Here is a 19,759-nt window from a genome sequence, read left to right as displayed (position 1 = left end):
GACAATGCCGTCGCTCCCTCCCTTACTCTTGAATGCGTGACTGTTCCTCACTTTGGATCGCCATTTGAAACGGAATCGATACGGTTTCCTTTAGGATTTTTTCACACACACGCATTTGAGCAGCTTTTGTATGAGTCGCATTCCCATTCATACGATTCAACCATTTAGGAAAATCCACTTTATTGACATACGTCGTCGTCGTTTCTTTTGGAATCTTATCAAAATAACCACTTGGAGCTAAGATGACCCGTTCGATCGGTAAATCGTAATCTCGTCCAAGAATCGTATGCAAAATGTCTTCCGTTCGTTTTAAACTGATATTCGGGTTCAAAATCTGTTTCACAGATGCTTTGAACGGTTGTTCCCGCCACAACTTATCTCGTCGAATATGATAAATACTCTCTTCACCATCGAGCCATTCCATGATATAGATCGCGGACGGACCGACGACAAATGGACTCAACTCGACTTCTCCGACTTGATAGTGAATGACCGCCCGATAAAACATCGCATATTGTTCATTTAGTAGATGCAACATCTGATAGAAGTCTAAATGACGTTTTAATGGAATCCGCCAAATGTCCTCCTCCCCTGCTCCGCCAGCGACGTTCAAGAGTTTTTGTAACTCGAGACGTTTTTTGTACCATTTATCAAACGCTCTTCGAGATAATTGTTTACCCGGAAGTTGAATGACTTCACTTTTTTTCATCACTTGCCACCACTTCTTCGGACGGGTAAGCGTCTCCCCTGGAAACAATTCTCCTGTCTCCCATTTGCGATAAACGTTCGTATAATCAAGTGCCTGGTGTTCAACAAATCGTTTCGTCATCTCTAGCGGATTTTTTTCAAATCGACTATCTAAGTCATATAGTTTCATCAAAATTGCGATGGGGATCACCTCATTCCTCTTCACCTAGATGAATCCGATAAACCGGCTCATATCGCGGTGAAACCTCTGGTCGTACTTCAAATAGAACGAGTTCACGAACAGTCCACTCTATTGATCGGATCGGACTCGTTTTCCATTCGGCCGCCTCAGCGCGCCACTTTTTCGCGATCGTGACATGCGGAACGAATGGTCTGGTCGAATTCGGATCAATCTGTTCCACTAATTGAAACAATTCTTCCGATTCCGTTCCAAATCCTACGACGCGTGGTCGTTCATCCCGACCGAACGTGATCAAACGATCGAATCGTAGCACGAACGGTTCCATCGTACGCGCGATCTGCTGTAACTGCTGTTTCCACGACTGCTGTTCTTTTTCCTCCAATGGACCGAAAAAACGAAGTGTTAGATGATACTCTTCTAACGTATAGACGTTACGAAAGTACTCAGGTAGCGATAACCGTTCAGCAAGATTCGCCAAATCTTTAGAAGGGATCGGCAAAGCAATGAAAAAGTGTCGTTCTTGTCTCATCGTCGCGCTCACTCCTTCATACGACCACTGATACCATACAGAATCGCGCCTAGGATACTACTACTTGTATATACCCAAAAGACGGTATAGATTGTACTCTCCTCGAGTACAAAACCACTCATCAGATTAAACAACGCTGTCGCGAGTCCCGTCGTCGTCGCCATATATGTACTGACGGCTGTTGCGACCATCGTCTCTGGAACGAGAGATCGCACATAATCTAAGGCGACAGGGATCAACAGACCAACGATCATTCCTTGCATCGCAGATAATACCCACAGCATGACGATTGGAAGTTCTAAAGCAATCATCGCCGTCCGCGCAGCCGACAACAAGGAAACGAATACAAGAACCGGAATCGCTCCGAATCGTAATAACAGACGCGAGGCGATGCGCATGAACGGAATTTCGCACAGAACGGCGACAAAGAATAATGTTCCGACGAGTGCCGTCGTCTCACCACGAATCGTGACGTAGCTGCCAAAGTAATAATTGTTGGCGAAGATGGGTCCGAAGATCAAACTCCCCCCTGCTAGGAACAACAGGAAGCGTCGATTCGAAAAGAGCTGTTTTAACGGTACGGGTTGCTGATGTGAAACATGGACGCTGCCCGTCTCTTCAATACCGATCAGCACAAGGAAACCGAGAACCCATGCTGCACCGGTTGCATAAAAAATCAGATTTAGTCCGCCACCCTCAGTGATTTGCCCAAGAATGAAAACAGCTAAAGCGAACCCTGCTGAGCCGAAAAGACGTAAAGCGCCGTAATCCACTTTACGCTTTCGCGTGTACTCGATCGCTAATGTATCCACGAGCGGAATATGTGCGCACTGGAACAACGCCCAAACGCAAGAAATCAATAATAAAAGTAGATAAGCAGACGTCAGTAAGTAACTGAGTGTAAAAATACCGGCAGCAAGCATCGCGACGAGCAAGAGTCGTTTCGGTTTTCCGAGTCGGTCCGCCGCGATTCCCCAAACAGGTTGTAGGAAAATGGAGAGAATCGGTCCAATCGCAACGATTGTTCCAATCTCTGAAGCCGACAGTCCGAACGCGTCGTTTGAGAAATAAAGCGCGAGATACGGAATGAGTGCTCCTTGTCCAAAGAAAATAAAGAAATATAAGGCTTGGAAATGATAGGTTTGACGATTTTTCACACGGAACTTCCTTTCAAGAAGCAATCCCCCCATCTTTACGATGCGGGGATCATCAATCATTATTTTGCGAGCTCATAAATCGCTTCTGCATAGATTGCGACAGCAAGCAATAGTTCATCAAAATCAACATATTCATCGACTTGGTGAGCAACTTCAGGACCACCCGGGAAGACTGGACCAAAAGCAACTCCCGCCGTCAATGAACGCGCATATGTGCCGCCACCAATTGCTATCAGATCAGCTGATTGGTTCGTATGGCGCTCATAGACGGCACTTAGCGTCTTGATCAATTCATGGTTTGAATCAACATGGTGCGGTGTCATGTGCGTCCGCGTCTGCAATTCAAAACCATATCCTGCCGCGGCTTCCTTGATGATTTGCAAACGTTCCGTGAAGTCTGCTGTATACGGGTAACGGATATTGATTGATGCCGTTCCTTGCTCTTCGGCGTAACGGAATACACCGCCATTGATCGTTAAGTCACCTGTCTCGTCCGAAGCAGCGACACCCATCGCTACACCGCGAGAATCCCGGAACATATGCGTCACGAGTTGAATGTAACGACGACCGTTATAATCCAAGTGAAGCGTATTGAGGAAACGTGCCAAATGTAAAGCAGCATTTTTACCATTGTCCGGCTCCATCGCATGGGCTGCGACACCATTGACATCAAGTATGAGACCTTCCGTTTCTTGCTTGACTGTTCCCGTCAAACCTTGTTCTTCAAGATAAGCATGGAAATCCGTCTCAAGCGTTCCTACTTCGACGACACGAAGAAGCGCTTGGGCATGACCTGGAACCATGTTCGGACGTTCGCCACCTTCAAAACGAACGAGATGGTAGCCTGTATCAGATGCTTGCGCTGGTTTCCCTTGAATCAATAACCCATCATAGAGTCCTTTTTCCGCATTGATGATCGGGAAGTCGGCATCTGGTGCAAAACCAAGTGTGGGCATCTCTTCATGTTTGAAGTAATGATTGACACAACGCCATTCACTCTCCTCATCCCCTCCTGCAATCAGACGGATGCGCTTCGAGAGTGGTAAGCCAAGTTCTTTGACGATTTTCAAAGCGTAATAAGCTGCCATCGTCGGTCCTTTATCATCGATTGCTCCACGTGCATACAGTTTTCCATCTACAAGCGTCGGGTTGAATGGACCGTATGTCCAGTGATCGCCACCAGCTGGTACGACGTCTAAGTGACAAAGAATACCGAGTAACTCTTCCCCTTGACCATATTCCAAATGTCCTGCATACCCATCGACATTTTTTGTCGTGAACCCATCGCGTTCCCCTGTCGCGAGCATCCAATCGAGGGCACGTTTGACTTCATGACCAAACGGCGCGCCCTCTTCGATCGTGGATTCGTCGAGTACACTCGGAATCCGTAATAATTCTTTTAAATCTTCTAATAAGTCCTCGCGACGTGCGAGTACTTCCTCTTTCCAATTCACCATCTGATTTCGCTCCTTCATTACGGGTTTTGGATTCGTTTCCTATACACCTTCCTAGTATAGCGAATATTCGTTCAGATACGAACATCCAAATTCTGTTTTCTTTTTTATTTATTTAAATGACGAACATTAATCTAAAATAAAACCTAAATCATCGACTTTACAAACCATTTGAATATATTTTTTATGAAAACGTTCGGTTAAATTACTTGCATTTTAATATCAAAACGTTATACTAAAGGCGAAACAACTGGATATTGCATTGTCTTTTGTCACCCGAAGCTTTAGAACACTATTCTATCCATTGGGGGAGTGGTTATACCAATGAAAGATTCTACAGACCGTATGTTGACCCGGATTAAATCGATCTATCTCTACATCCAAGAGAACGGAGCTACTACGACAGCAGAGTTGGTTGAAGAGTTTGGCATCACTTCAAGGACCGTCCAGCGGGATTTGAACGTGCTTGAATACAACAATCTCATTGTGAGCCCTCGACGCGGTACATGGACGTCGAGTAAGAAACAAAAGCAAGCGGGTTGATCCACTGTTTCACTATGTATATCTTTCGATGACGCGATTCTTCGCGTCTTTTTTTGTTATCTTTTTTAAAACGTGGGGTATAGCTATTGGGAGAAGGAGATGATGAGAATGAATATTTTAATCATTGGAGCAAACGGAACGACAGGACGCAAGATGGTCGAATTGATCGCTAAACAAGGAGATCACCAAGCGATCGCGGTCGTACGGGAAGAAAATCAAATCAACGATTTGATTGCACTCGGCGCATCTGAAGTCAGACTTGGGGATTTGACGAAGGATGTCAGTGGCGTCATCAGTAACGCGGACGTCGTCATCTTTGCAGCGGGTGCTGGTGGCGCATCGGACGAATTGACACGCGCCGTCGATCAGGAAGGTGCGATCAAAGTCATCGATGCAGCAAAAGCCAACGGGATCGATCGTTTCCTGATGCTCAGTTCAGTCGGTACGGAAGAGCCGAAAGGCGAACTAAAAGTGTATCTTGAATCGAAAGCAGCAGCAGACGCTCACCTCAAAGAAAGTGGACTCGACTATACAATCGTCCGTCCTGGTCCGCTCAGCTACGATGACCCAACAGGTACTGTTGAAACGAAAGAGCATTTTGATTCATACGAAGATCGTAAGGTGTCTCGTGACGATGTGGCAGCGCTGTTCGTTCACTTGATTGATCATCCGACACAATCTCGTGTATTCGAAGTACTCAGCGGTCCTTATCCGATCGCAGAAGCACTACGTAATCAATAATTAAATCCCACAATAAAAGGCGATGGAATGTACATTCATTCCACCGCCTTTTTGCTTTGCTTATTCAGGTTGCCAATCAAATAACGACAATTCCTCTTGTGTCAGTTCACGGTAGTCCCCGAGTGCAAGTGCCGAATCAAGCTCTAAACGACCAATCGAGCGCCGTTTCAAGAACGTGACCTCTTTACCTAGGGCAAGCATCATCCGTTTGACTTGATGGAACTTCCCTTCCGTGATCGTCAATTCAAGCGTTGAATCTGTTTCTGTCGTCGATAAGATGACGAGTTTTCCTGGCTTTGCCTGATAACCGTCTTCTAAGGTGACGCCTGCCGCAATTGCCTCGACGTCTTCTTGCGTCAATACACCTGTCACTTCCGCGTAATACGTTTTTTCAACGTGTTTTTTCGGAGACATCAAGGCATGATTGAACGCTCCATCGTTTGTCAGTAACAACAAACCTTCTGTATCCTTATCAAGTCGTCCGACCGGAAACGGTTTGAAATACGTCACGTCTTCAAACAACAGATCGATGACGGTCTCATCTCGTTTATCCTCCGTCGCACTAATGACACCCGGTGGTTTATTCATCATCAAGTAGATGTATTTTTGATACGTGACCGGTTCGCCGTACATCAGAACCTGTTGTGACTCGACATCGACATGTTGTTTCGGATCACGAACGATCTCACCATCGACTTGAATTGCCCCTGCCTTGAGCAAAAGTTTTACTTCTTTTCGGGAGCCTGCCCCCATGTTGGATAACAATTTATCTAGACGCATGATTTCGTCCTCGTTTCAATGAAAATTTACGCCCTAATATGACCTCTGCTAAACCACTCCAAATCGAAAGTCCAGCGAAAATCACGATTCCAACTACCGCACCGATGATCAGGATCAACAGAGATGCCCATGTCGTCTCTGGTAAGAAGGACACCATTCCCCACTTCACGAGCGCGACAACAGCCCCCATCAACGCACTAATGATTAGAATTAACGATGTCCGGCGCAAGACGGTACTGAATGGAAACTTCACTGTTTGTGTGATTCGGAAGAACATCAATCCCGTCGCAACAAGGTAACCGATGATCGTTGCATAACCGGCACCTGTCCCGTCACCTGTTAAATGAATCAACGGTGCATTCAAGAGATACTTCGCAAGTAGTCCGGCAATCGTCGCAACAATCGTGAAGTATTGCCGGTTGATTCCTTGTAGGACTGCCGCTGTGACCGAATACAAGGCGAGGAACAACGCACTTGGCGCATAACTTAAGAGATAGACCCATGCTGCCTGATCTTTCGGGAAGAGCACATGGAACGTTTCTTCACTGAGGAGAATCATCCCGACGACTGCCGGAATCGTAATAAAGAAGACGAGTTGATAAATCTGCGAGATTTGAGCCCGTACTTTCCGCATATCTCCCTGTGTGAATGACGCTGTCAACAGTGGCGTCGCAGACAGCGATAATCCAGTCGCAACAGATACTGGAATCAGAACGATTTTATGACTATCCGCAATCAGATAGGCCGTTGCATTTCCAGCAGCTTCGAGTGTATAACCGATACTTTGTAATGCTGCATTCATCGTATTCTGGTCGATGACTTGATAAAGCGGCGTCGAAACGCCTACCATGACGATTGGAATCGCATAGGCTAACAACTCTTTGTACAAATCCGTTAACGGGCGATCCGGCGAACGGACGGTTTGAGTTGCACGGAGTTCTCGTAATCCACTCGCACGTTTACGGAAATAGTAAATCAGAACGACTATACTTCCGATTGCTCCAATAAATGCGCTGAATGTTGCAATCGTCGCTGCCCATGCTACTCCAGAATCAAAGAGATAGATGGCGATGCTGACTCCTGCGAGCAAGAAAATGATTCGGACGATTTGTTCTAAGATTTGTGAAATCGCGGTCGGTCCCATCGATTGATATCCTTGGAAGTATCCACGTGTCATACTCATCGGCGGAATCAAGAGTAAAGCAAAACTGACTCCTCGAATCGTCATCGTGACGGCATCGACGTATGCCGCTGAATCGACGTCCCCACCCGGAATCGCTCGGTGGGCTAAATACGGAGCGAGGAAGAATAAGGCGAGAAAAGAAACAACGCCGGTCAAGGACATGATTTTCAAACCCGATCGATACAATCGCTCACTCGTATCGTATTCCCCAAGCGCATTATACTTGGCGACGAATTTTGAGACGGCAACGGGAATTCCCGCTGTCGCGACACCAATCATGATCGTGTAATAGTTGTAGGCATACGTATAAAACATGATACCTGTAGCACCGACCATGAACTGGAATGGAAAGAGGTAGATCAAACCTAGTGCGCGGGAAATCAGTGACGCACCGGATAGGAGCATCGTCCCACGAACGAATCCCGCATTACCGGGAGAAGTGGACTGTTTATTGTTGACTGTGGACATGGTAACATCCCTCACGCTTTCTAATTTTTAAACTCGACACTCTAATCATGACTGTCTCATTATACAAGTTCTCTCGTACACAATTGCAAATCATTATACCGCTGTCTTTCTGGAATTGAAAGAGACGGTTTGTTTACAGTCGCAACTTCTGCTAAAGTGAAACAAGCAGAATTCTATGAATGAGGTGACCATATGTACGATGTAATCGTAATCGGGGGCGGACCGAGCGGCTTGATGGCAACGCTCGCCTCCTTACAAGCTGGAGCTCGAACACTCCTGCTCGATAAAGGGAATAAATTAGGAAGGAAGCTCGCAATCTCTGGCGGCGGACGCTGTAACGTCACGAATCGAAAACCACTCGAAGAGCTTGTCCAGTCGATCCCGGGAAACGGACGTTTCTTATATAGCGCCTTCTCTCAATTCAACAATGAATCGATCATCGAACTCTTCGAAGGATTTGGCGTCGCACTTAAAGAAGAGGACAACGGTCGGATGTTCCCTGTCTCAGATAAGGCAGCGGATGTCGTTCGTGTATTGATCGATCAAATCCGTGCGCATGGTGCCGAGATTCAAACAGACGCGCAAGTCGCTACGCTCGACTTCCATCCAGACGGTGCTTTTGCAGCTGTCATATTAGAGAATGGCATGCGTCTTGAAGCGAAAAGTTGTATCGTCGCGGTCGGTGGTCAATCTGTTCCGCATACCGGTTCAACGGGTGACGGCTATCCGTGGGCTGAAAAAGCGGGTCACACGATTACGGAACTCTTCCCAACGGAAGTTCCGATTCTGTTAGGTGATACGTTCATTCACGAAAAAACATTACAAGGGCTGTCGCTGCGTGACGTCGCTCTAACGGTCCACGGTAAAAAAGATAAGGCGATCAAGACACATACAGGTGATCTACTGTTCACACACTTCGGTTTAAGTGGTCCGATTGCTTTACGGTGTAGCCAATATACGATCAAAGAACGCAAACGTTCGAAAGAAACGATCGTTCATCTATCGATTGATCTCTTCCCGGACGAATCCCTCGGTGCCTTAACGGAACGTTTCCAAGCAGCCCTTGCCGCAAATCCGAAGAAAACAGTCCGCAATGCTCTTCGTGGTTTCGTACCAGAACGGTTGCTTGAACTCCTATTCGCTCGAATCGGCTTTGGCGATGAAGTCTGTACACAAGTGAAGAAACAAGACTGGACGGACTTCCTCCAACAATTGAAACGATTCCCACTCAGAGCAACGGGAACGCTCGATTTCGATAAAGCCTTCGTCACGGGTGGCGGCGTCTCGATCAAAGAGATTGATCCAAAAACAATGATGTCAAAAAAAGCCGAACGGTTATTCTTCGCTGGTGAAATTCTTGATATTCACGGCTATACGGGTGGATACAACATTACAGCCGCGTTCGTGACGGGTCATTGCGCCGGTAGCCACGCTGCAGAAATGGCACGTGACACTGTCTCTTAATATGAACAAGACCCGATTCGTCTGTGTTAATCAGAAGAATCGGGTCTTTTCTTTTTATGCATCAGTCAATCGGTGTGAACGATCGGCTCGAAAACTTATCTGTCTCGACTAAGGCAAACAATTCATTATCCTGTACGAAAATCCCTTTTGAACCATAGACCTTTGGACTTGCCGTCTCTCCCGTGATCGTCTGATCTTTCTGATCAATCGAATAGAGATAGAGTGCTTCTGAATCAAGTGTGTAGATGCGTCCTTGTCGTTCCGCAAGACCAATTGGTCGGAAGTCTGATTCGAATACTTTCTTCGCATCACTTCGCATCCCATTCGCCGGTTCAATTTTACTTCGTTCTACGATCGATAAATACGGCGGCTTTTGCTTTTTCTTTAAAGCGCGTTTTTTCTTTTCCGACGCATCTGGATCAATCTTAATTTTATCCTCTTTCATGGCGAAACGAGTCAATTCCACACGTCCGATTGCACGGATATGATTGATCGTATAGAATTCCTTTTTCTTCGCATCATATCCAAGCCCATGGAAACTGTCTCGAATCGTCGTCCCCTGTACTTTTTCACGTTTTTCTTCGCTCCAGACACCATCTTTTCGCGTGATTGTCACGAGAATCTGATTCGATGTCAATAAAGCGACGGTCTCTCCGTCAACGAGTGTCATGCCATCGAGGCCAGAAAGAAGTAATTTCCCTTCTTCTAATTGGAAGGAGGCATTGATCCTCTCACCTGTTCCACTAATTTCAAAGAAACGATAATCGTCTGTGACGACGAGGTACGACCCGATGGAATCATCATATAACATCTGCTGGACATTCTTAATTAATGGTTCTTCCGGATTCGGAATGGCTGAAGGCGTTTTCGTCGGCACCTGTTTGACAGCTGCCTGATGCTTCGATTGCGTCTCGATTTTCGCGAACGTTTCCTGAATACGCGACATCGTCTCTGGTTTTGAGAAGACGAGCAGTACACAAAGAATCAAACCCGAAACGACGGCAAAAATCGTTGTATAGACTATATAAGATCGTTTCATTGATGGTAATCGCCTTTCTTTCTCGGTTTCTGATTCAGTGTATCAGAAGGACGTTCAAAAAAAAAGCGGACTTGCGACGGAAATGAAGAAACCCCTTCCATTCGTATCAAGTGAACGGAAGGGGTCATGACTTAGTTCGCGACGATATTGATGAGTTTTTTCGGTACGACGATGACTTTTCGAACCGTCTTGTCGCCGATCCATTCTTGTGTCTTTTCGTCGGCAAAGGCAAGTGCCTCGATTTCTTCTTTTGTCGCGTCGATGTTGATTTCGATTTTCGAGCGAACTTTTCCGTTCACTTGAATGACGAATTCCATTGTATCGCTGACGAGTTTCGATTCATCGAATGTTGGCCATGCCGCATACGTCAATGTCTCTTCAAATCCAAGTTGTTCCCAGAGTTCCTCACCAAGGTGCGGTGCAACTGGTGTTAACAATTGGATGAACCCACGAAGGAAGTGACGCGGAAGCACCGGCTGTTTGTTTGCTTCGTTGACGAAGACCATGAGTTGCGAAATTCCGGTGTTGAACTGGATGTTCGCGAAGTCTTCCGTAACCTTCTTGACCGTCTGGTGGTATGTCCGTTCGAAGTCAGCATCGACTTCTGTGACATCTTGAATGTCTGCTGTCCGTTCGAACAAGCGCCAGACACGATCGAGGAAACGACGCGCACCGTCAAGTCCGTTCTCAGACCAGGCAACTGATGCATCGAGTGGACCCATGAACATTTCATACAAGCGTAACGTATCCGCACCATGCGATTTAACGATTTCATCCGGATTGATGACGTTACCGCGTGATTTCGACATTTTCTCGTTGTTCTCTCCAAGAATCATCCCTTGGTTGTATAACTTCTGGAATGGTTCTTTTGTTGGCACGACGCCTGCATCATACAAAACTTTATGCCAGAAGCGTGCATACAATAAGTGGAGAACGGCGTGTTCCGCACCACCGATGTAAATATCGACTGGAAGCCAGTATTTTAATTTTTCTGGATCCGCGATCGCCTCTTCATTGTGCGGATCGATGAAACGAAGATAATACCAGCAGCTTCCGCCCCATTGTGGCATCGTATTCGTCTCGCGACGCCCTTTCATTCCTGTTTCAGGATCCGTATAATCCAACCAGTCTTCCGCAAGCGCAAGTGGTGATTCGCCTGTACCAGATGGCTTGATCTCCGGAATGATTGGAAGTTCGAGCGGTAATTCCTCTTGGCTAAGCGTCTTCATCGAACCATCTTCCATATGAACGACTGGGATTGGCTCACCCCAATACCGTTGACGACTGAACAACCAGTCGCGGAGACGATACGTGATTTTCTTGCGTCCGACTTGATTCGTTTCGAGTTCAGCAATCATCGTCTCGATTGCTTCTTGTTTTCCAAGACCATCAAGCATATGCGAGTTGACGTGTTCGCCCTCTCCTGTATAGGCTGCTTCATCGACGTTTCCACCCGCGACGACCTCAACGATTGGTAAGTCGAATTGTTTCGCGAATTCATGGTCGCGCTCATCGTGTCCTGGAACCGCCATGATTGCACCCGTTCCATAAGAAGCAAGGACATAATCAGCGATCCAGATCGGAAGACGATCACCTGAGATTGGATTGACGGCGAAAGCACCCGTGAAGACGCCTGTTTTTTCCTTCGCTAAATCCGTCCGTTCGAGGTCTGACTTCGTTTGGACTTGCGAAATGTACGTATCGACGGCTTCCTTGTGATCCGCTGTCGTGATGTCAGCTACGAATGGATGCTCCGGCGCAAGCACGAGGTACGTCGCACCAAAGATTGTGTCCGGACGTGTCGTAAAGACCGTGACTTGTTTTTTATGTCCATCAATCGTGAAATCGATTTCAGCACCTTCTGATTTCCCGATCCAGTTCCGTTGCATCTCTTTGACAGAATCTGGCCAATCGAGATCATCGAGATCTTCAAGAAGACGATCCGCATATTCTGTGATTTTCAAGACCCATTGGCGCATCGGGACACGCACGACCGGATGATTTCCGCGTTCCGATAATCCGTCGATGACTTCTTCATTCGCAAGAACGGTTCCAAGTGCTGGGCACCAGTTGACCGCGACTTCGTCCACGAACGCAAGTCCTTTTTCATACAACTTCGTAAAGATCCACTGTGTCCATTTGTAGTACTTCGGATCCGTCGTGTTGATTTCACGATCCCAGTCATAGGAGAATCCAAGTTCTTTCAACTGACGCTTGAACGTCTCGATGTTTTTCGCTGTGAATTCACGTGGGTCATTCCCTGTATCGAGGGCGTATTGTTCTGCTGGTAACCCGAACGCATCCCAACCCATTGGGTGCAAGACGTTGTATCCTTGCATCCGTTTCATCCGTGCGAGGATGTCCGTTGCTGTGTAGCCTTCTGGGTGACCGACGTGGAGTCCGGCACCTGACGGATACGGGAACATATCAAGGGCATAAAACCCTTCTTTTTCTGGATCTTCTGTCGTGACAAAGGCGTTGTCTTGATCCCAACGCGCCTGCCATTTTGGTTCAATTTCGCGATGATTGTACGGCATGTCTTTTCCTCCTCTAATCTAAAAAAAACCGGTCCTCCGCCCCTAGGAATAGGGACGAAAGACCGGTTTGGCTTCCGCGGTACCACCCACGTTGTCTGTCTATGACAGACCGCTTGATTCACAGATAACGGTGTGAAAGACCGGATTCGCTACTACGACTTCACGAATCGTGCTCCCTGACGAGTTCACGGTTGTTACCGACTGGTTCGCACCCTCCACCAGCTCTCTTGACGGCACCTTTCCCCTACTACTTCAGTTCCATGCATTTGACTATCTTTTCCTAGTGTAATCTGTTTCTTCCTCAAGCGTCAACGCTTCCGTAAAATTTCCTCAATTTCCGCATGCGATCGCGCAATATGATCTGCTTGTTCTAAGCGTTGCGCTGGCATCCGATCATCAAGAAGCGCAATCACTTCCATACCAGCTGCTTTTGCGCCGATCATCCCGTTTGCAGCGTCTTCAATGACGAGACAATTCTCAGGTGCGTGTCCGATTCGTGATGCCGCAAGTCGAAAAATCGCGGGATCTGGCTTCGAACGCACGACTTCTTCCCCACTGACGTAATGCGTGATTGGAAGCTCGTAATGACGGATGACGCGTTCGATTTTTTGAAGCGAACTCGAAGAAGCGATCCCGATATCGTAACCAAGAGATGTCGCTTGTTCGATGACTTGTTTGACTCCCTCTTTTAAACCACACGCCTCTGGTTTTGCATGAATTTGAAACAAGCGATGTTCTTCCTCAAGTAAAGCACTCGCTGTTTCTGGGAGCTCGTGTTGCGCGACAAGTTCTTCCCACATCTCATCTCCTGTTTTCCCCATGAATGTCGCATACTGAACCGGATCGAGCGGAATCGATAACGTTTTGAACATCTGCTGGTGGACCTCAAAGTAGCGGATTTCACTATCTAAGATGACCCCATCCATATCAAAAATAAGACCTCGTTTTTTCAAGACACATCCCCCTCAATTGATCTATCATGATTTCAGCATATCAAAAAAACGACTACACGATGTAGTCGTTTCACCTTCTTCATTTAGTTACTGTTTAACTTGTCGCCATTTGGACACTGGTTTGTCGGTAAGCCGGAAAATAATCCGAATTAGCATCTGACCCGTATCGTATACACAACTGATCGTATATGGCTGGTTGAAGAATCGATTTTCCTTGATGATACTCAAATAAACGGTACCCGGTGTAACGGCATTTACTCTCAAAGAGACTATCCCGTTCTTGATATCCACCTCCGAGATGTTGTTCGACGAGACCGCGTGCTTTCGCCTGAAGAATCGCTTCGTACTCAAGTCGTTGATTTGGGAACATCTTCGCTTCGTCCCGCTTACAACCAATCAAATGACCGTGGGCATATTCTTTTCCGAGCAATACGAAGTATCCACCAACAGGTTCTCCGTCGATTTCCGCAATCAGTAACAATGGCTCACAGAGTGGATTCGCTTCAAATAATTGCTCAAAATAACTCGCCGTAAAATAGTAATGAGCCGAAGCATTCTTCCGGTCCATCGTTTCATGATACAACGCCAAAAAAACAGATAAATCGTCTCGTGTTCCTGTTCTAACGGTTAACGGTGAAGCGAGCGATTTACGAATCATACTTCTCGTTTTCTTATGGAACGTCTGCATGATTTCTTCTAGTGAGGGGCGCAAATCAATGCTCGTCGTATGACGGATGAAAGAAGCTTCCGTCCAATCACGCATGAGTCGTTCATTGCCCGTCAACGGATTAAAGCGAATCATTTCCGAGACGATCGATTCTTGCTCCGCCCATCTTTCAAACGATAGACGTGCATGCTGCATTTCAGATGCGGTTAAGCGACCGACGATTTCCGGTCCGCCGTAGCCATACGGCGTGATGAGATCTGAATAAGGCGTATCAAAAATCCGACGCTTTAAAAAGGGATAGAACAGTGTTCCTGCATGACCTTCATAACGGAATAACACCGCTTGCTCAGACGGTCTAGCGTTAAGCGTGACGTATTGGTGACTGTAGAAGATATCAAGAGGCTGTTGCTGTACGTGTGTCGTCCAAGTTGCGGCATCTGTGATGAATTGACACCTTTCCATTCGTGCACCTCCAGTCAAAAAGAAGCAACGTTCACATGAACTTTCTTTTCAAGTTCTTGATTAGAAAGTACCCGTTTCTTTGCCGAAATATTCCATATTAATAATGATTTGTTTTATAATTAGCGCATTAATGATGTAAAAAAAGACAGCGAATCTAATGTCCGCTGTCTTACAGATGATGCTCATGATGTGATTTTAGGAATGGCACGAAGGAATACGACGCCTGCTAACAGAATCAATCCAATCAATGTCAAGAAGACCGCTGACATACCGGATAAATCGTAGATCAACCCTCCGACGGTCGGACTGATCATCCGTCCCGCTGAAGCGGCAATATTGACGTATCCCTGGAACTCTCCTTCTTTTCCGATTGGCGCGAGTCTCGCCGCCATAGCAGGAACCGCTGGCCAGATGAACATCTCACCAATCGTCAAAATGATCATCGCGACGAGGAACATCTTGAAGCCGCCTGCGAACGGAACGATCAGATAAGACAAGAGGAAGATTCCTGTACCGGTCATCAATTGTCGCTTCAAGTCATCTCCAAACCACCGAAGAATCGGTGTTAATAAAGGTTGTGCGAACACGATGAGCGCTCCGTTGATCGTCCAAAGAATCGAGTACTCGGAAATCGTGACACCGAGCGATTTCGTGTGTACGGCAAAGGTTCCTTGCCATTGCACATAAACGAACCAAAGTAAGGCATACCCAATCGAGACGAGCAACATCGTCCGTGCTGCACCGCGCGCAAGGGGTGTGCGTGTCGTTTCGATCTCGTCATGTGCCGCATGCATCCGCGCTGGTGCCTGAATCCAGGATAAACCAACGAACAAAATGATGGCAAAGGCGATGTAGAGGACAAGATTGGCGATGAAGATGTACTGAATCGAAAAGGCAGCGATTTGACCACTGACTGCTGTCCCGAGCGCTACACCGACGTTTTGTGCGACATAGATCGCATTAAAGGCACGGCGCCCGCCTTCCGGCCAGATGACACCCGTCATCGCGTAGATCGTCGGAAAAACCATCCCACCGACGAATCCAATCAATCCAAGCATCGCGACGTATCCGAGGTACGTCTGATGAAACAGCAACAAGCCGACGGAAGATAGGACAAGTCCGATGACACTGATGACAAGCGTCTTCTTGCCACCGAGACGGTCAAACGCTTTTCCACCTAAGTAGTTTCCGACGATTGCTAAGGCCGAGTTGACGAACAATGCCATCCCTGCTTTTGTCATCGACTCTCCTAAATATTCATGAATATATAATGTATTAAACGGCCATAAAAAAGAGGATCCCGTCGTATTGATGGCCATCGCAAGGACGAGGATCCAGACCGCTTTTGGTAATTTTGGCATACCTGTGGTCCTCCTATTTCATTCTCAACCTTGCCACTTTACGCAATCCGTCCCCTAACTGTCAAGCTACTTCGCTTTTCGTCAACGAATCAAAAAATGATATAATGCAGAAAGAATCTTGCACATACTGAACCATTACTAGAAAAACAGACTATAGGAACAGGAGTCTATGCCATGTCACTTGCCCGTGTATTACCTTATACGAAACAATTACTCGAGTCCGTTATCGAACCCGGAGACTGCGTCGTCGATATGACTGCCGGAAATGGACATGATACACAGTTTTTAGCAGAACGTGTCGGTCCAGAAGGAAGGGTCCTTGCGTTCGACGTCCAGGCACAAGCCATTGAGGAATCGACGCGACGTCTTGACAAAGCCGGAATGTTAGCACGCGTCGACCTTTATCATGAAAGCCACATCCATGTCGGTGCCCGTCTTTCGGACGAACAACGTCCTGTCCGCGCTGGTGTCTTCAATCTCGGATACCTGCCTGGAAGCGACAAATCAATCACGACGACCGGAGAAGAGACGCTCGAAGCACTTGATGCCCTCCTCCCGGTCCTCGCTCCCGGCGGTCTTGTCGTCCTCGTCGTCTATCACGGTCACTTGGAAGGAAAACGAGAACGTGATGCTGTCCTCGATTACGTCACAGCCCTTGATCAGCAAGATTATGCCGTTCTCCAGTATCGCTTCTTGAACCAACAAAATCATCCCCCGTTCATCATCGCGATCGAGAAAAAAGTAGGCGGATGATGGGCACAAAAAAGTGATGCCCCTTTTTTAGAGGCATCACTTTTGTTATTTCATTCTTCCACAAGCTTAAAGAACAACATTAATTTTTCTGCGAACCGTGTGTTCAACCGTTCGAAACTAAAATGCGGAAAACCGTGTAGACGTTGTAAGTAAATCTGATCGCCACCCATTTTCCGGCATACTTCAAGTGTCAACTTGACGTCTGCGAACTGATCGTCCGGTGCATAAAAACAAGCCAAGTTCACACGCGGCAGTTTTTTTCGTTCCTCGTCATGTACGACGATCTCTTCTTCGATTTCCCGGTACTGTGCATAGGTCAGTTCACCGATGCGAACGGTATCTTCCGTACTTTGACCAAACGGCAACGTACCGAGTGGCGCATCGGGCCGGAAACGATCGAACGCACTTGCGAAGACTTGTTTGACGCCTCCGAGTTGTTTCGAAGGGTGCCAATCAAACAACGGTGAAATGAATGCAAGGCTTGCGACCGGTAATTCATATTCTTGCAACAGACGATTGACGACGAGTGCGCCCATGCTGCAGGCGACGATATGAATCGGTAGCTTGCGTTTCCCGGCTTCACGTAATGCTTCTTTTAACAGTTGACCATGTTCTTCAAACGAGATGCGACGTGGTGCGTCGACGAGCAATACTTCATACTCTCGTTCGAGTACCCGAATCAAAGCTTCACTCGGACGGGCACGCAGTTGTAACGGATAGACTAATACGATGATTCCTGTTGGTTGTTCAACCACAAACTCACCTCTTCACTTCATACTTCCTTTTTACGATACCTTATTTCAAACGTACACGAAACCGTCCCAAGACGGATTTCACGAGGCGACATGGCGAAGACGAATGACAGATTCTACTTGCCCAAAGACTTCTTCCGTCATCTCACTGAGTTCTTCAAAACCGAATGAGGTCAAAAACTGACGTGCTTTATAGTTACGTGCCTCCACGTAGACTTCGAGTGGGATGGCTCCTTGTCGTTCGAGTTCACGGATCAATCGTCGTCCGATTCCGTTTTGCTGATATTTCGGCAAGACGTACAGACGAATGATCTCCCACGTTCCCTCAACATCAACAGCATGAATGAAACCGACGATTTCCTCATCGATGATTCCGACATAAAAATACTCTCCCCGTGCTTCTTCCGCCGTCCGGATCGCACGAACGACTTCTTCTTGCGGATACGCCTCCTGCACGAAATGCGCTTTCGAACGTTCGGAATAGATTTCTGCATACGTATCCAACCAAGATGTGACAGCAATGTCATGAATACGTCCTGCATCAGCTGGAATAGCTTCGCGTATTTCCATAATCGGAACCCCCCTTTGTATTCATACGAATCGACTCATGTACTTTTACCCTCTTCTAGAAAAAACATTCGTTTCCTGCAAAGTTCCCCGTAAACAAAAAAGTCCGAAAACCCGCGTAGGGTTCTCGGACTTTTTGATTATGCGAAACGTTTTGCTTGTTCTTCAAGAACTGCTGCTTTATCTGTTTGCTCCCATGGAAGCTCAACATCTGTACGACCGAAGTGACCGTATGCAGCTGTTTGACGATAAATCGGACGACGGAGATCAAGCATGTTGATGATTCCAGCCGGACGAAGATCGAAGTTTTCAGCAACCAATTCGACGAGTTGCGCTTCAGGAAGTTTTCCTGTACCGAATGTGTCAACCGCGATTGATACCGGGTGCGCGACACCGATTGCGTACGCGAGTTGAACTTCTGCTTTGTCTGCAAGACCTGCAGCAACGAGGTTCTTCGCGACGTAACGTGCTGCGTATGCAGCTGAACGGTCGACTTTTGTTGGATCTTTACCTGAGAATGCTCCACCGCCGTGGCGTGCGTATCCACCATACGTATCAACGATGATCTTACGACCAGTCAATCCAGCATCTCCTTGTGGTCCGCCAATGACGAAACGGCCAGTTGGGTTGATGAAGAATTTCGTTGCTGCGTCGATGTATTCAGCCGGGATGACCGGTGTGATGACGTGTTCTTTCAAGTCAGCTTGGATTTGCTCAAGCGTGACTTCTTCTGCGTGTTGTGTCGAGATAACGATCGTATCGACACGAACCGGCTCGTTGTTCTCGTTGTATTCGACCGTGACTTGTGTTTTTCCGTCCGGACGAAGGTAGTCGAGTTGACCGTTTTTACGCACTTCTGCCAAACGGCGTGCGAGACGGTGTGAGAGCGAGATTGGAAGTGGCATGAGTTCTGGCGTTTCTTTCGTTGCGTAACCGAACATGAGACCTTGGTCTCCTGCACCGATTGCATCGATTTCTGCATCAGACATGCTACCTTCACGTGCTTCAAGCGCTTGGTCGACACCAAGAGCGATGTCTGCTGATTGCTCATCGATTGATGTCAATACAGCACATGTGTCCGCGTCGAAACCGTATTTCGCGCGTGTATAACCGATCTCACGAATCGTTTCACGGACGACTTTTGGAATGTCGACGTAAGTCGATGTCGTGATCTCACCTGCAACGAGAACGAGACCTGTTGTAACAGAAGTTTCTGCCGCAACACGCGCGTTTGGATCCGCTGCGAGGATTGCATCAAGAATTGAATCCGAAATTTGGTCACAGATTTTATCTGGATGACCTTCAGTGACTGACTCCGACGTGAATAGTCGGCGATTAAGGTTTGTCATGTATGACCCTCCCAAAAAAGAATTTGACGGTGTACTCATTTCCCCTAGTTGAGTGGGACGGTAAAATGAAAAAAACCTTTCCAAGTCCAAAAAATGGTCAGGGAAAGGTTG

Annotated in this window: 18 protein-coding genes and 1 other annotated feature; of the genes, 4 read left to right on the top strand and 14 right to left on the bottom strand. The window is 47.1% G+C overall.

The genetic code is table 11. The features are described from left to right. Positions 1 to 22: 22 nt before the first annotated feature. From KNQ14_RS02655 to pepV, 4 genes are all read right to left on the bottom strand, one after another. On the bottom strand, positions 23 to 829 hold the full coding sequence (locus KNQ14_RS02655; protein ID WP_251138262.1) for a hypothetical protein: 807 nt from the start codon (positions 827 to 829) through the stop codon (positions 23 to 25). 70 nt (positions 830 to 899) lie between these two features. Next, the gene (gene thpR, locus KNQ14_RS02650; RefSeq protein WP_035396473.1) at positions 900 to 1,418 is read right to left on the bottom strand and encodes an RNA 2',3'-cyclic phosphodiesterase; all 519 of its coding nucleotides are present in this window, start codon (positions 1,416 to 1,418) and stop codon (positions 900 to 902) included. Positions 1,419 to 1,426: 8 nt separating this feature from the next. Beyond that, entirely contained in the window at positions 1,427 to 2,575 is a 1,149-nt protein-coding gene (locus tag KNQ14_RS02645) for an MFS transporter (protein WP_023469093.1), read from the bottom strand. 59 nt (positions 2,576 to 2,634) lie between these two features. Beyond that, positions 2,635 to 4,032, bottom strand: coding sequence for a dipeptidase PepV (gene pepV / locus KNQ14_RS02640; RefSeq protein ID WP_214859564.1), 1,398 nt, complete (start codon positions 4,030 to 4,032; stop codon positions 2,635 to 2,637). 321 nt (positions 4,033 to 4,353) lie between these two features. Here pepV and KNQ14_RS02635 point away from each other — a divergent pair, with 321 nt between their 5' ends. Then, positions 4,354 to 4,572 (top strand): DeoR family transcriptional regulator, encoded by a 219-nt coding sequence (locus tag KNQ14_RS02635; protein ID WP_023469095.1) that lies wholly within the window; start codon positions 4,354 to 4,356, stop codon positions 4,570 to 4,572. A 108-nt stretch (positions 4,573 to 4,680) separates the two neighbouring features. Continuing rightward, entirely contained in the window at positions 4,681 to 5,313 is a 633-nt protein-coding gene (locus tag KNQ14_RS02630) for an SDR family oxidoreductase (protein ID WP_023469096.1), read from the top strand. Between the two features lie 60 nt (positions 5,314 to 5,373). Here the strand turns inward: KNQ14_RS02630 and KNQ14_RS02625 are convergent, their stop codons facing one another. Together KNQ14_RS02625 and KNQ14_RS02620 are read right to left on the bottom strand one after the other, a co-directional pair. Beyond that, positions 5,374 to 6,093, bottom strand: a complete 720-nt coding sequence (locus KNQ14_RS02625; RefSeq protein WP_023469097.1) for a pseudouridine synthase — start codon at positions 6,091 to 6,093, stop codon at positions 5,374 to 5,376. Then, entirely contained in the window at positions 6,080 to 7,744 is a 1,665-nt protein-coding gene (locus tag KNQ14_RS02620) for a putative polysaccharide biosynthesis protein (RefSeq protein ID WP_058264703.1), read from the bottom strand. Before KNQ14_RS02620 ends, KNQ14_RS02625 begins: the two co-directional genes overlap by 14 nt. Positions 7,745 to 7,936: 192 nt before the next feature. On the opposite strand from KNQ14_RS02620, the gene KNQ14_RS02615 reads away from it, so the two are divergent. Then, entirely contained in the window at positions 7,937 to 9,208 is a 1,272-nt protein-coding gene (locus KNQ14_RS02615) for a BaiN/RdsA family NAD(P)/FAD-dependent oxidoreductase (RefSeq protein WP_214859563.1), read from the top strand. A 61-nt stretch (positions 9,209 to 9,269) separates the two neighbouring features. On the opposite strand, the gene KNQ14_RS02610 is transcribed toward KNQ14_RS02615, so the two are convergent. From KNQ14_RS02610 to KNQ14_RS02590, 5 genes are all read right to left on the bottom strand, one after another. Continuing rightward, the gene (locus KNQ14_RS02610; RefSeq protein WP_023469100.1) at positions 9,270 to 10,247 is read right to left on the bottom strand and encodes a hypothetical protein; all 978 of its coding nucleotides are present in this window, start codon (positions 10,245 to 10,247) and stop codon (positions 9,270 to 9,272) included. Positions 10,248 to 10,378: 131 nt separating this feature from the next. After that, complete coding sequence (leuS, locus tag KNQ14_RS02605) at positions 10,379 to 12,784, bottom strand: leucine--tRNA ligase (protein ID WP_029342384.1); 2,406 nt, start codon at positions 12,782 to 12,784, stop codon at positions 10,379 to 10,381. 47 nt (positions 12,785 to 12,831) lie between these two features. Continuing rightward, positions 12,832 to 13,054: a binding site (T-box leader), on the bottom strand. Between the two features lie 38 nt (positions 13,055 to 13,092). After that, positions 13,093 to 13,737: an HAD family hydrolase gene (locus KNQ14_RS02600; RefSeq protein ID WP_035396464.1), complete on the bottom strand. Its 645-nt coding sequence runs from the start codon at positions 13,735 to 13,737 to the stop codon at positions 13,093 to 13,095. Positions 13,738 to 13,831: 94 nt separating this feature from the next. After that, positions 13,832 to 14,866, bottom strand: a complete 1,035-nt coding sequence (locus tag KNQ14_RS02595) for a GNAT family N-acetyltransferase (RefSeq protein ID WP_214859561.1) — start codon at positions 14,864 to 14,866, stop codon at positions 13,832 to 13,834. Positions 14,867 to 15,048: 182 nt separating this feature from the next. Next, the gene (locus KNQ14_RS02590) at positions 15,049 to 16,227 is read right to left on the bottom strand and encodes an MDR family MFS transporter (protein ID WP_023469104.1); all 1,179 of its coding nucleotides are present in this window, start codon (positions 16,225 to 16,227) and stop codon (positions 15,049 to 15,051) included. Positions 16,228 to 16,380: 153 nt separating this feature from the next. On the opposite strand from KNQ14_RS02590, the gene mnmM reads away from it, so the two are divergent. Then, complete coding sequence (gene mnmM, locus KNQ14_RS02585; protein ID WP_371743335.1) at positions 16,381 to 16,980, top strand: tRNA 5-(aminomethyl)-2-thiouridylate-methyltransferase MnmM; 600 nt, start codon at positions 16,381 to 16,383, stop codon at positions 16,978 to 16,980. 50 nt (positions 16,981 to 17,030) lie between these two features. Here the strand turns inward: mnmM and KNQ14_RS02580 are convergent, their stop codons facing one another. From KNQ14_RS02580 to metK, 3 genes are all read right to left on the bottom strand, one after another. Continuing rightward, the gene (locus KNQ14_RS02580; protein WP_035396459.1) at positions 17,031 to 17,735 is read right to left on the bottom strand and encodes a serine aminopeptidase domain-containing protein; all 705 of its coding nucleotides are present in this window, start codon (positions 17,733 to 17,735) and stop codon (positions 17,031 to 17,033) included. Between the two features lie 78 nt (positions 17,736 to 17,813). Continuing rightward, a complete protein-coding gene (locus KNQ14_RS02575; RefSeq protein ID WP_214859553.1) occupies positions 17,814 to 18,302 on the bottom strand; it encodes a GNAT family N-acetyltransferase in 489 nt (162 codons plus the stop codon). A gap of 137 nt (positions 18,303 to 18,439) precedes the next feature. Further along, positions 18,440 to 19,648 (bottom strand): methionine adenosyltransferase, encoded by a 1,209-nt coding sequence (gene metK, locus KNQ14_RS02570; protein WP_023469108.1) that lies wholly within the window; start codon positions 19,646 to 19,648, stop codon positions 18,440 to 18,442. Positions 19,649 to 19,759 lie beyond the last annotated feature (111 nt).

The organism is Exiguobacterium sp. s161 (assembly GCF_018619045.1).
Lineage (GTDB): Bacteria > Bacillota > Bacilli > Exiguobacteriales > Exiguobacteriaceae > Exiguobacterium_A > Exiguobacterium_A indicum.
The sequence above is the reverse complement of the archived record's forward strand: the minus strand, read 5'-3'. Positions and strand labels throughout refer to the sequence as shown.

Coding starts and splice junctions, on each gene's coding strand:
- KNQ14_RS02625 (WP_023469097.1), bottom strand. CDS start 6,093: ATGCGTCTAGATAAATTGTTATCCAACATGGGGGCAGGCTCCCGAAAA.
- KNQ14_RS02655 (WP_251138262.1), bottom strand. CDS start 829: ATGACGAAACGATTTGTTGAACACCAGGCACTTGATTATACGAACGTT.
- KNQ14_RS02610 (WP_023469100.1), bottom strand. CDS start 10,247: ATGAAACGATCTTATATAGTCTATACAACGATTTTTGCCGTCGTTTCG.
- KNQ14_RS02575 (WP_214859553.1), bottom strand. CDS start 18,302: ATGGAAATACGCGAAGCTATTCCAGCTGATGCAGGACGTATTCATGAC.
- KNQ14_RS02635 (WP_023469095.1), top strand. CDS start 4,354: ATGAAAGATTCTACAGACCGTATGTTGACCCGGATTAAATCGATCTAT.
- metK (WP_023469108.1), bottom strand. CDS start 19,648: ATGACAAACCTTAATCGCCGACTATTCACGTCGGAGTCAGTCACTGAA.
- leuS (WP_029342384.1), bottom strand. CDS start 12,784: ATGCCGTACAATCATCGCGAAATTGAACCAAAATGGCAGGCGCGTTGG.
- KNQ14_RS02590 (WP_023469104.1), bottom strand. CDS start 16,227: ATGCCAAAATTACCAAAAGCGGTCTGGATCCTCGTCCTTGCGATGGCC.
- thpR (WP_035396473.1), bottom strand. CDS start 1,418: ATGAGACAAGAACGACACTTTTTCATTGCTTTGCCGATCCCTTCTAAA.
- KNQ14_RS02620 (WP_058264703.1), bottom strand. CDS start 7,744: ATGTCCACAGTCAACAATAAACAGTCCACTTCTCCCGGTAATGCGGGA.
- pepV (WP_214859564.1), bottom strand. CDS start 4,032: ATGGTGAATTGGAAAGAGGAAGTACTCGCACGTCGCGAGGACTTATTA.
- KNQ14_RS02595 (WP_214859561.1), bottom strand. CDS start 14,866: ATGGAAAGGTGTCAATTCATCACAGATGCCGCAACTTGGACGACACAC.
- KNQ14_RS02630 (WP_023469096.1), top strand. CDS start 4,681: ATGAATATTTTAATCATTGGAGCAAACGGAACGACAGGACGCAAGATG.
- KNQ14_RS02615 (WP_214859563.1), top strand. CDS start 7,937: ATGTACGATGTAATCGTAATCGGGGGCGGACCGAGCGGCTTGATGGCA.